This is a genomic window from Pseudomonas sp., assembly GCF_035512415.1.
Lineage (GTDB): Bacteria > Pseudomonadota > Gammaproteobacteria > Pseudomonadales > Pseudomonadaceae > Aquipseudomonas.
In genome coordinates this window covers 1-11,263 of record NZ_DATKDZ010000028.1, presented here as the reverse complement: position 1 = coordinate 11,263, position 11,263 = coordinate 1, and the positions used below count along the sequence as shown (strand labels likewise).

The window sequence follows — 11,263 nt, the reverse complement described above, 5'->3', positions numbered from 1 at the left end:
CTGTCCACCGAGGACCTGATGCGCAGGCGTGCCAGCCTGCTGCAGCGCGTACATGTCGACGGCATTCTCCTGCTCCTGCTGCTGGTGCTGGCCACAGGTAGCCTGTTTATTCTCTATTCGGCCAGTGGCAAGAACATCGAGTTGCTGGTCAAGCAGGCCAGCTCCTTCGGCATCGGTCTCGTCGGTATGTTTATCATCGCCCAGTTCGAACCGCGCTTTATGGCGCGCTGGGTGCCCCTGGCCTACCTCGCCGGGGTGGGCCTGCTGGTGGCGGTAGACGTGATGGGCCACAACGCGATGGGCGCGACGCGCTGGATCAATATTCCCGGGGTGATCCGCTTTCAGCCCTCTGAATTCATGAAGATCATCATGCCGGCGACCATCGCCTGGTACCTGGCTCGGCGTAGCCTGCCGCCGCGCTTCAAGCACATCGTGGTGAGCATGGCGCTGATCGTCATTCCCTTTGTGCTGATTCTTTTGCAGCCGGACCTGGGCACCTCGCTGCTGATCATCACCTCCGGTTTCTTCGTGCTGTTTATGGCAGGCCTGCAGTGGCGCTGGATCATCGGCGCGGCGGCCGCTGTGGTGCCGATTGCCATCGGCATGTGGTTCTTCGTACTGCGTGAGTACCAGAAGCAGCGGGTGCTGACCTTCCTCAATCCGGAAAGCGATCCGCTGGGCAGTGGCTGGAATATCATCCAGTCCAAGGCTGCCATCGGTTCGGGCGGGGTGTGGGGCAAGGGCTGGCTTGCCGGTACCCAGTCGCATCTGGACTTTTTGCCGGAAAGTCACACCGACTTTATCATCGCGGTGCTGGCTGAAGAGTTCGGCCTGGTCGGCGTGTGTTTGTTACTGCTGGTGTATCTGCTGTTGATCGCGCGCGGCCTGGTGATTACCGTGCAAGCGCAGACGCTGTTCGGTAAGCTGCTTGCCGGCGCGCTGACCATGACGTTCTTCGTTTATGTCTTCGTCAATATCGGTATGGTCAGCGGCCTGTTGCCGGTGGTCGGTGTGCCATTGCCCTTTATCAGCTATGGCGGCACTTCGTTGATCACCTTGTTGGCAGGGTTTGGAATTTTGATGTCGATCCACACTCACCGTAAGTGGATGACGCAAGCTTGATTAGGATTATGAATTCAATGCAAAACGCGCGTGGTTGGATGGTACGTACGGCACCTTGGCTGGCGTTGGCTGGGGTGTACGCAGTGGCTCAACCCGCACTGGCCGCGGATTATCAGCAGTCGCCGCAGGTGGCTGAATTTATCGGCGAAATGACCCGTGACTATGGCTTTGCCGGCGAGCAACTGGTTGGGCTGTTTGCCGAAGTCGAACGTAAGCAGGCGATCCTCGATGCTATCTCGCGTCCGGCGGAGAAGGCCAAGCCGTGGAAGGATTACCGGCCGATCTTTATCACCGACAAACGCATCAGCAAAGGCGTCGAGTTCTGGCAGCAGCACGAGGAAACCCTGGCTCGCGCCGAGGCTGAGTACGGTGTGCCGCCAGAGGTGATCGTAGCGATCATTGGTGTGGAAACCTTCTACGGCGGCAATACCGGCAGCTGGCGAGTGATGGATGCGCTGTCGACGCTGGCCTTCGACTACCCGCCGCGCGCACCATTCTTCCGCAAGGAGCTGCGTGAGTTCCTGTTGCTGACCCGTGAAGAGCAGGTCGAGCCGCTGAAAATGACCGGATCCTACGCCGGGGCCATGGGCCTGCCGCAATTTATGCCGAGCAGCTTCCGTGCTTACGCTGTGGATTTTGACGGCGATGGCCATATCAATATCTGGACCAACCCGGTGGATGCCATCGGCAGCGTTGCCAGTTACTTCAAGCATCACCACTGGCAGCCTGGGCAGCCTGTGGTCAGCGCCGCCACCGTCACGGGTGAGCAGGCCGAGCAAGGCCTCACTGTCGGCCTCGACCCGGTGAAGAATATCGGTGAGCTGCGCGGCCTGGGCTGGACCAGCGCCGACCCGCTGAACGACGAGTTGCCAGTAACGGCCTTCCGTCTGGAAGGGGCTGAAGGCGACGAGTACTGGCTGGGCTTGCCCAACTTCTTCGTGATCACCCGCTACAATCGCAGTGTCATGTATGCAATGGCGGTGAACCAGCTGGCCGAGCTGCTGGTCGATGCGCGGGGTAATAATTGATGTCGAGTCTGTCCTTTAAATTGGCCGCCGCGGGCAGCCTGGCGCTGCTCCTGGCCAGCTGTTCGTCCAGTCGTGCGCCGCAGCCGGTGGTGGCTCCGGTGGTGCAGCCTGGCGGTGCACTTTCCGGACCGTCCGAATTCAACCGCCCACACAAGGACGGCGCGCCCTGGTGGGATGTGGATGTCTCGCGGATTCCCGACGCGACCCCCATGCCCCATTACGGGCGGGTCAAGGCCAGCCCCTACACAGTATTCGGCAAGCAGTACTACCCGATCCAGGATGCCCGTCGCTATCAGGCGACCGGCCCGGCGTCCTGGTACGGCACCAAGTTCCATGGTCAGGCCACCGCCAACGGCGAGACCTATGACCTCTACGGCATGACCGCCGCCCACAAGACCCTGCCGCTGCCCAGCTATGTGCGGGTGACCAATCTGGAAAACGGTAAGAGCGCGATCCTGCGGGTCAACGACCGTGGGCCGTTCTATTCCGACCGCATCATCGACCTGTCCTTTGCTGCAGCCAAGAAGCTCGGCTATGCCGAGAGCGGCACCGCGCGGGTCAAGGTTGAGGGTATCGACCCCCATGAGTGGTGGGCCCAGCAGGGTCAGCCAGTGCCCATGGTCCTGGCCCAGCCGCAGCAGGTTGCGCAGGTCAAGACCGTGGCGCAGCCGGTGGTGCAGCCTTTCGAGCAGTACACGCCGCCCCCGCAGCAGCACGCCGCGGCCGTGGTGCCTGTGCAGATCGACGCAAAAAAAAACGATTCAGTCGTAGCCTCTGGCCTGTATCTCCAGGTAGCAGCCTTCGCCAATCCGGACGCTGCGGAGCTGCTCAGGGCGAAACTGAGCGAGGCCGTGGCTGCCCCGGTGTTCATCAGCTCAGTGACGCGCAACCAGCAGCTTCTCCACCGCGTAAGGCTGGGGCCGCTGAACAGCCCGGGCGAGGCTGAGCAGCTGCAGGACAGCGTGCGCATGGCCAATCTCGGCCAGCCGACGCTGGTCCGGGCGGATTAAGGCGGCACTTATTGCCCGCCCACAAGACTAAGCACTCATGCGCCGCAGGCAGCTCTGCTGCCGGGCGCGCCATCTGAATTGGCCCCTAGGGGCTTGTTTGACCATTAGCAACCTAGAGAGACGGATGAATATCACCTGCTTTGCGCAACGCGTTTTCTTGTCACTTCTCCTGCTCGGCGCACCAGCGGCCTGGGCCAACCAGCAAGCGATTCCGGCACCGCCGCAACTGGCCGCCAAATCCTATGTGCTGCTCGACGCCGCCAGCGGCAAAGTGCTGCTGGAGAACAATGGCGACCAGCGTCTGCCGCCGGCCAGCCTGACCAAACTGATGACTGCATACATTGCCACCCTGGAAATCCGCAAGGGCAAGATTGGCGAGCAGGATATGGTGCCCATCAGCGAGCACGCCTGGCGCACCGGTGGCGCAGCCTCCGGCGGTTCCACCATGTTCCTGCCGCTGAACAGCCAGGCCAGCGTGGATGACCTGCTGCACGGCGTAATCATTCAGTCCGGTAACGACGCCAGCATTGCCCTGGCCGAGTACATCGCCGGTAGCGAAGACGCCTTCGCCGACATGATGAACGAAACCGCTGCGCGTCTGGGTATGAGCGACAGCCACTTTATGAACGCCACCGGTCTGCCGCATCCGGAGCACTATTCCAGTGCCCGCGATATGGCCATTCTGGCGCGCGCCATCATCAACGAAGACCAGGCGCATTACGCCATCTACGCGCAGAAGGAGTTCCTCTGGAACAACATCAAGCAGGGCAACCGCAACCTGCTGCTGTGGCGCGACAAGACCGTCGATGGTCTGAAAACCGGTCATACCCAGGAAGCCGGTTACTGCCTGGTGGCTTCGGCCGTACGTGATGGTGCGCGCATGATCACCTCGGTGTTCGGTACCGACAGCGAGTCGGCCCGCGCCGCTGAAACCCAGAAGCTGCTGACCTATGGTTTCCGTTTCTTTGAAACCCGCACCTTCTACAAGCAAGGCCAGGAACTGGCTCAGACCCAGGTCTGGAAAGGCACCACGCGTCAGCTCAAGGCTGGCCTGGCGCAAGACCTGAGTCTGACCCTGCCCAAAGGCCAGCTGGAAAAACTCCAGGCCGGCATGACCCTGAATCCCCAACTGATTGCGCCAATCGCCGTGGGTGATGTGATCGGCAAGGTGGAGGTCAAGCTGGGCGACGAGGTGGTGCACAGCGCCGACTTGGTGGCCCTGGAGGCCGTCGAGGAGGGTGGTTTCATGCGCCGTCTGTGGGATAGCATTCGCCTGTTCTTCTTCGGCTTGTTCAACTAATCGCGTGACCTGCACGCCCCTGCCGACCCGCAAGGGCGTTGTTGTTGCCACGGCTTACGAGGCCGTTACTGCCATGAATCAACCTGACGTCAAATCGCACAAAATCGAATTCCCCTGCGCCGATTACCCGATCAAGGTGGTTGGCGACAGTGGTGCCAATTACAAGGACATGGTGATCGAAATCCTTAGCAAATATGCCAAGGTCGATCTCAGTACCCTGGCCGAGCGCCAGAGCAGTAATGGCAAATACACCACTGTGCAGTTGCACATCGAGGCAACCGGTGAAGACCAGTTGCGCGATATCAATAGCGCCCTGCGCGCGACCGGCATCGTACATATGGTGCTCTGATGAGCCTGCCGCTGGGCTTTCGTGAGCTGGGCCAGGTCGACTACGAGCCTACCTGGCACGCGATGCAGCGCTTTACCGACACCCGTGGCGCGGATACGCCTGACGAAATCTGGCTGCTCGAACACTCTCCCGTATTTACCCAAGGCCAGGCCGGCAAGGCCGAGCATGTGCTGTTTCCGGGCGATATTCCGGTGGTGCAGGTCGATCGCGGCGGTCAAGTGACCTATCACGGCCCTGGCCAACTGGTGGCTTACCTGCTGCTGGATGTGCGCCGCAGCGGTATTGGCGTGCGTGAGCTGGTCAGCCGGATCGAGCGCAGCCTGATCGACCTGCTCGCCAGCTATGGCGTCAACGCTAACGCCAAGCCGGATGCCCCAGGGGTGTATGTGGATGGGGCGAAGATCGCCTCGTTAGGGCTGCGCATCCGCAATGGCCGCTCCTTCCATGGCCTGGCGCTAAATGTGGATATGGACCTACAGCCATTTCAGCGCATCAACCCCTGCGGTTATGCCGGTATGGCCATGACCCAGCTGGCCGATCAGGTGGATGGGACGATAGCGCTTTCCGAAGTCAGTGCGCGGCTGCGTGAGCAGTTGGTCAAGCACCTCGACTATCCAGAGCAGCAGACCCTGAAGGGCGCAATAGACTGCTAAGCCTTGGCTTATCCTCCGTACGCAGGGGGCCTGCAATCGGTGCGCACCAGGCGTCTGTGACTGCACCTGTGTTGGTGTTGGTGTTGGTGCACACGGCGCACCCTACGAAGCAGCCTCCACACCTGGGTGGCGATGCCTGAGCGCAACAGGGTACGGGGACATAGCCCCTTTCAATGGCCTGATTGTGGATAAACAAACGCCTGACCCCAGGCAAAGCCCAGGGCCAGGCGTTGTAAGGCCCGATCAGCTCAGATTGAGGGTCGGAATCAGGCTGCTGTCGACCTGCTGGCCCGGCACGGGTACAGGGGCGGCCAGGCCCAGGTTGTTCTTCTCGAACACCTTGTCGGCGCGGTAGCTGGAGCGTACCAGCGGGCCGGCGGCGACTTCCATAAAGCCCTTCGCCAGGCCGATTTCGCGGAACTTGTTGAACTCTTCCGGGCTGACCCAGCGCTTGACCGCCAGGTGATTGCGGGTCGGTTGCAGGTACTGGCCGAGGGTGAGGATGTCCACGCCGATGGCGCGCAGGTCATCCATAGTCTCGATGATTTCCTCGTCGGTCTCGCCCAGGCCCAGCATCAGGCTGGTCTTGGTCAGCATCGCCGGACGATGGCGTTTGGCGTGTTCCAGCGCGCGCAGGGTCTTCTCATAGCCGGCGCGGGGGTCGCGCACTTCATGGGTCAGGCGCTTGACCGTCTCGACGTTCTGCGCGAATACCTCAAGGCCGGAATCCACTACGCGCTCGATGGCCTGCAGGTCGCCGTCGAAGTCCGGAGTCAGGGCTTCCACCACCACCTGCGGGGTGCGCTCCTTGATCGCTCGTACGCAGGCGGCGTAGTGCGCAGCGCCGCCATCGTCCAGGTCGTCGCGGTCCACCGAGGTCAGCACGATATAGCGCAGCGCCATCAGCTCCACCGACTTGGCGGTGTTCTGCGGCTCTTCCAGGTCCAGCCAACCATTGGGGTTGCCGGTATCCACCGCGCAGAAGCGGCAGGCGCGGGTGCACACCGAGCCCATCAGCATGATGGTGGCGGTGCCGTTGGACCAGCATTCGCCCATGTTCGGGCAGTGGGATTCCTGGCACACGGTGCTCAGGCGGTGTTCGCCGACATTGCGCTTGACCGCTTCGAAACGGCTGCCGCCGGGTGCCTTGACTCGTAGCCATTTTGGCTTGGGTTCAAACACCTGGGGTTCGCTTGAGGCGCGGCGCTTCTGTCCGTCCTTGATCGCGGTGATGCCCTGAGTGGTGCGGAATTTTTCGCCGCTGGCGACGTTTTTAGGCGGGGAGGTATCGGACATCGGCAATCTGGGCTCCGCTAGAGGCTCCGTGGACGAGGCGGCTTGTGGCCGCCGCGCAGTTTATCACAGAAGCTGACTGTTCAGTCTGGCTAGCGCCGTGCGGTCCAGGCGGACCGCAGGTGGCAGACGCACAGCGTTGGGGCGCTGCGCGGGCGCTTATCTGAGTTGCTGCAGCAGCTCATGGCTGGGATAGCCGTCGGCAGGTTGGCCCAGGCTCTGCTGGAAGGCGCGTACCGCCTTGCGCGTATTGGCCCCGATGATGCCGTCCGCCGGGCCTGGCTCGTAGCCTTTGCTGGTCAGCAGTTCCTGCAGTTCGATGCGCTCGCTGCGGCCCAGTTGGCGGTCGCTGCGCGGCCATGCAGCCTGCACGCCCGGGTTGCCATCCAGCGAGTCGCTGAGCAGGCCGATGGCCAGTGCATAGGCGGTGGAGTTGTTGTACTTGAGGATGCTGCGGAAGTTGTTCAGCAGCAGAAAGGCCGGGCCGCGATGACCTGCGGGCAGAAACAGCGTCGCCAGGCTCTGCTCATTGGCATCGATGGCTCTGACCGGGTTGATCCCCAGGGTGCGCCACTGCGCCAGGCTGCGGCGTACTTCCGGATCGGCCAGGGCGTAATCGAAGCCCTGCGGCAGGTTTACTTCAAAGCCCCAGGGTTGGCCGTTTTCCCAGCCCGAAGCTTGCAGATAGTGCGCGGCAGAAGCGAGGGCGTCGGGGGCGGAATTCCACAGGTCGCGCTTGCCATCGCCGTCAAAGTCCACGGCATGCTGATTGAAGGTGGTCGGCATAAACTGGGTCTGACCCATGGCCCCCGCCCATGAGCCGATCAGCCCCTGGGTTGGGCCGTCGCCGGCTTGCAGGATCTGCAGCGCGGCCAGCAGCTGGCTGCGCCAGAACACCTGGCGACGACCGTCATAGGCCAGGGTGGCGAGAGAGCGGATGACGTTATGGCTGCCGATATTGCTGCCGTAATTGCTTTCCATGCCCCAGATCGCGATCAGCACTTCATGGTCCACGGCGTAGGTGCTGCGAATGGCTTTCAGGGTCGGCCGATGCTGCGCCTTGAGCAGGCGGCCCTGGGCGATGCGCGAAACGGAAACGGCACCGTCGATGTATTCCCACACGGGGCGGGTGAACTCCGGCTGGCTGCTGTCGGACTTGACCACATTCGGGTCCAGGGTAATGCCGGCGAAGGTGCGGTCGAACAGCTCAGCGTCGATGCCCGCAGCGATAGCATCACTGCGCAGCAGGCTGCGCCATTCTTCGAAGCTCAACAGCGGGCTGCTGACGGCCGCAATTACCGGGCTGGGAGTGGCCGTGGCGGTAGGGGCGGGGGCAGGGGGCGATGCAGTCGAGAGCGACTGTGCGGGGGCTTCGGCACAAGCGGTCAGGAGCAGGAAGATGCAGGCTGAGGCGGTGTGGAGTACGCCGCGAAGAAGCAGGTAAGGCATGGTGGTCTCGGCACATTTTGCAGGCCGCTACCTTAGCATGAATGAGGCGATATGCGGGTTGTAGCGCAGTTTCAGGCAGCCAGAACGAATGAAGCCTCCCAGTTTTGCTGGGAGGCTTCGCGGCGGTAACTGCCTTTGCCTTTGCCGGGTTGTTCCTGACGACAGCGGAACAGGGGTTGGGCGATCAGGGATTTGGCCTTGTTCGGGGCCGCTTTGCGCTTCTTGGCCATGCTCTATCCTCATGTGCGACCGCAGGGGGGCGGCGAGAGGATGATGAGCTTCTGGTTAAAAAATGTCCAGCGGGCGGTGCTAGAGGCTATTGTCGCTGGCCAGCCCCAGCCGCTGACCGCACATGGTCAGGCTTAGCAGGCTCAGGCCGCGCCATGGGTCGCCTGCGGCCTGGCCCTTGATCTGTGCGTCGATATGCTGGGCGTCCTGCAGCAGGGCGGCCCAGCGTGCCGCGGAAAGGCGCTGCAGGGCCTTGCTGACCAGCGGCCGACGTTTGTCCCAGACCGGCGGGCGCGCCGAGCTGAACGCCTTGTCCAAGGGGATGCCCTGGCTGTACTGCTGGGCGATAGTGGCCAGCAGACGGATCTCCCGGGCCAGGGCCCAGAGAATCACCGGCGGCTCGACGCCTTCGCCGCGCAGACCGTCGAGCATGCGCAGGGCGTGGGCGGCTTCGCCATTGAGGATGGCGTCGATCAGGCCGAACACATCGAAACGGGCGCTGTCGGCCACCGCGGCATGCACGGTGTCGACATCGATCTGGCTGCCGTCGGCCAGCAGTTTGAGCTTTTCGATTTCCTGGGCGGCGGCCAACAGGTTGCCCTCCACCCGCACGGCGATCATCTCCACGGCTGGCGCGCTGGCGCTGAGGCCGGCCTGGGCCAGGCGCTGGCGAATCCATTGCGGCAATTGGTGGGCGTCCACCGGCCAGATCTGCAGGAACTGGGTGTCTGCGCCGTCGATCAGCGCCTTGCCCCACTTGGTCTTCTGCGCACTGCCGTCGAGCTTGGGCAGGCTGATCAGCAGCACCGTGTCATCGGCGGGACGCTTGAGGTATTCGAGCAGGGCGGCTGCACCCTTGTCGCCGGGCTTGCCGCTGGGCAGGCGCAGTTCCAGCAGGCGTTTGTCGGCGAACAGCGACATGCTGGCGCAGGCTTGCAGCAGGTTGCCCCAGTCGAAGCTTGCATCGGCGTTGAACACCTGGCGCTCGCTGAAGCCCTGCTGACGGGTGGCGCTGCGGATGGCGTCGCAGGCTTCCTGGCAGAGCAGGGGTTCGTCGCCACTGACCACATACACCGGTGCCAGGTTGCCCTGCAGGTGTTTGCCCAGTTGTGCCGCGTTGAGTTTCATGGCTAGCAGCGCTTCATCGGATTGCCGAGACGGACCGCCTGAGGCGGCCCGGCGCGCTTACTGGACGGGGATCGGCAGTTGCACGGGCGACTGCTGGGGTTGCGCCGCACGCTGCTGGCGCGCCGCTTCCAGAGCCTGCGCTTCGGCTTCAGCCTTGGCGTCGGCGGTCTGCTGCAGTTGTTCCAGTTGCTGCGGGGTGACCTGCTGCAGGCGCTGCACCAGTTGCTGGATCAGTTCGCGGCGCATTTCGCTGCGCGCCTGCTGGGCTTCCTGATCGCCGCCGACCAGGTTGTTGCCATCCTGGGCGTAGTAGCTCTGGGCTTCCAGCTTGTTGCTGAGTAGCAGCAGGTTCTTGCTGCCGCGAATCTCGTACTCGAGCGTATTGGTCAGCTCATATTCGGCGGTACGGGCCGAACTGGTGAAGCTGGCGGCGCGGCGGTTCTCTTGTTCGTTGCTCAGTACCAACTGGTATTGAGCGCCCGGGAAGACCCGCACACCACTGTTCTCCAGCACTTCACGCAGTTCCTGCACGGTGTCGCCATGGGCGTTGCGCGCGCTTACGGCCAGCTCGCCGAGGGCAAAGTCTGCCGCCGTGCTGCCGGTGCCGCGCAACTGAAAGCCGCAAGCGCCGAGCAGGGTGGCCAGGCCAATTACCAACAGATTCCGTTTGATCATCTTTGTTATCCCCTTGGCGAGTCTTGCGGCGCGCCGTACGTAATTTAGTTGGCGACTATATTAACCAGCTTGCCCGGCACCACGATGACCTTGCGAATGCTCAGGCCTTCGGTAAAGCGCAGTACGTTTTCGTTGGAGCGGGCGGCGGCCTCGATTTCCTCGCGGCTGGCGCTCGCCGGCACTTCGATCTGCCCGCGCAGTTTGCCGTTGACCTGAATTACCAGGGTCAGGCTGTCCTGCACCAGCGCCGCTTCATCGACCTGCGGCCACTGGGCGTCGATGATCGCGTCGTCGTGGCCCAGTTCCAGCCACAGTTGATGGCTGATATGCGGAGTGATCGGGGCCAGCAGCAGGGCTACCGCTTCCAGACCTTCCTGGAGCAGGGCGCGATCCTGCGCGGTTTTCTGGGCGGCTTTTTCCAGCACGTTCATCAGGGTCATCACCTGGGCGATGGCGGTGTTGAATTTGTGGTGTTGGCCAATATCGAAGCTGGATTGCTTGATCGCCAGATGAATCGCACGGCGCACGGCCTTCTGCTCGTCATCCAGGCTGGCGAGGTCAAGTGCGCCTGCGGTGCCCTGGCTGACGTGGTTATGCGCCAGGCGCCAGACGCGGCGCAGGAAGCGGTTTGCGCCTTCAACGCCGGCGTCGGACCATTCGCAGCTCATGTCGGGCGGCGAGGCGAACATCATAAACAGGCGGCAGGTGTCAGCCCCGAACTGATCGATCATCGACTGTGGGTCGACGCCGTTGTTCTTCGACTTGGACATCTTCTCGGTACCGCCGATCTCGACCGGCAGACCGTCGCTTTTAAGTTTGGCGCTGATGACCTTGGCTTTGGCATCACGCTCCAGCTCGACGTCGGCCGGGTTGAACCAGTCCTTGCCGCCGTTTTCCAGCACGCGGTAGTAAGTGTCGGCCACCACCATGCCCTGGGTCAGGAGGTTCTTGAACGGCTCGTCGGAGGACAGCAGGCCCTCGTCGCGCATCAGCTTGTGGAAGAAGCGCGCATACAGCAGGTGCAGGAT

At 62.6% G+C, this 11,263-nt stretch carries 12 protein-coding genes; 6 read left to right on the top strand and 6 right to left on the bottom strand.

What is annotated here, in order from left to right; genetic code table 11:
• Nucleotides 1–18 precede the first annotated feature (18 nt).
• The 6 genes from rodA (at nt 19) to lipB (ending at nt 5,462) form a co-directional block, all read left to right on the top strand.
• The gene (gene rodA, locus VMP31_RS14290) at nt 19–1,122 is read left to right on the top strand and encodes a rod shape-determining protein RodA (RefSeq protein WP_325508459.1); all 1,104 of its coding nucleotides are present in this window, start codon (nt 19–21) and stop codon (nt 1,120–1,122) included.
• Between the two features lie 17 nt (nt 1,123–1,139).
• Entirely contained in the window at nt 1,140–2,150 is a 1,011-nt protein-coding gene (gene mltB, locus VMP31_RS14285; protein ID WP_325508195.1) for a lytic murein transglycosylase B, read from the top strand.
• Entirely contained in the window at nt 2,150–3,160 is a 1,011-nt protein-coding gene (locus tag VMP31_RS14280) for a septal ring lytic transglycosylase RlpA family protein (protein WP_325508193.1), read from the top strand. The genes mltB and VMP31_RS14280 overlap by 1 nt, the downstream gene beginning before the upstream one ends.
• Before the next feature lie 124 nt (nt 3,161–3,284).
• Nucleotides 3,285–4,460 carry a D-alanyl-D-alanine carboxypeptidase family protein gene (locus tag VMP31_RS14275; RefSeq protein WP_325508191.1) on the top strand — a complete coding sequence of 392 codons (1,176 nt, stop codon included), beginning with the start codon at nt 3,285–3,287 and terminating at the stop codon, nt 4,458–4,460.
• 73 nt (nt 4,461–4,533) lie between these two features.
• On the top strand, nt 4,534–4,809 hold the full coding sequence (locus VMP31_RS14270; protein WP_325508189.1) for a DUF493 domain-containing protein: 276 nt from the start codon (nt 4,534–4,536) through the stop codon (nt 4,807–4,809).
• Nucleotides 4,809–5,462 carry a lipoyl(octanoyl) transferase LipB gene (lipB, locus tag VMP31_RS14265; protein ID WP_325508187.1) on the top strand — a complete coding sequence of 218 codons (654 nt, stop codon included), beginning with the start codon at nt 4,809–4,811 and terminating at the stop codon, nt 5,460–5,462. Before VMP31_RS14270 ends, lipB begins: the two co-directional genes overlap by 1 nt.
• A 243-nt stretch (nt 5,463–5,705) precedes the next feature.
• Here lipB and lipA read toward each other — a convergent pair whose 3' ends face one another.
• The 6 genes from lipA to VMP31_RS14235 form a co-directional block, all read right to left on the bottom strand.
• Nucleotides 5,706–6,758 (bottom strand): lipoyl synthase, encoded by a 1,053-nt coding sequence (lipA, locus tag VMP31_RS14260; RefSeq protein WP_325508185.1) that lies wholly within the window; start codon nt 6,756–6,758, stop codon nt 5,706–5,708.
• 156 nt (nt 6,759–6,914) lie between these two features.
• Nucleotides 6,915–8,204, bottom strand: a complete 1,290-nt coding sequence (locus tag VMP31_RS14255; RefSeq protein ID WP_325508183.1) for a lytic murein transglycosylase — start codon at nt 8,202–8,204, stop codon at nt 6,915–6,917.
• A 71-nt stretch (nt 8,205–8,275) separates the two neighbouring features.
• Entirely contained in the window at nt 8,276–8,434 is a 159-nt protein-coding gene (gene arfA, locus VMP31_RS14250) for an alternative ribosome rescue factor ArfA (RefSeq protein WP_325508181.1), read from the bottom strand.
• A 79-nt stretch (nt 8,435–8,513) separates the two neighbouring features.
• Nucleotides 8,514–9,560: a DNA polymerase III subunit delta gene (gene holA, locus VMP31_RS14245; protein WP_325508179.1), complete on the bottom strand. Its 1,047-nt coding sequence runs from the start codon at nt 9,558–9,560 to the stop codon at nt 8,514–8,516.
• A gap of 57 nt (nt 9,561–9,617) precedes the next feature.
• On the bottom strand, nt 9,618–10,235 hold the full coding sequence (lptE, locus tag VMP31_RS14240; RefSeq protein WP_325508177.1) for an LPS assembly lipoprotein LptE: 618 nt from the start codon (nt 10,233–10,235) through the stop codon (nt 9,618–9,620).
• A gap of 44 nt (nt 10,236–10,279) precedes the next feature.
• Nucleotides 10,280–11,263: class I tRNA ligase family protein (locus tag VMP31_RS14235; RefSeq protein WP_325508175.1), on the bottom strand; the 984-nt coding region annotated here is incomplete at its 5' end.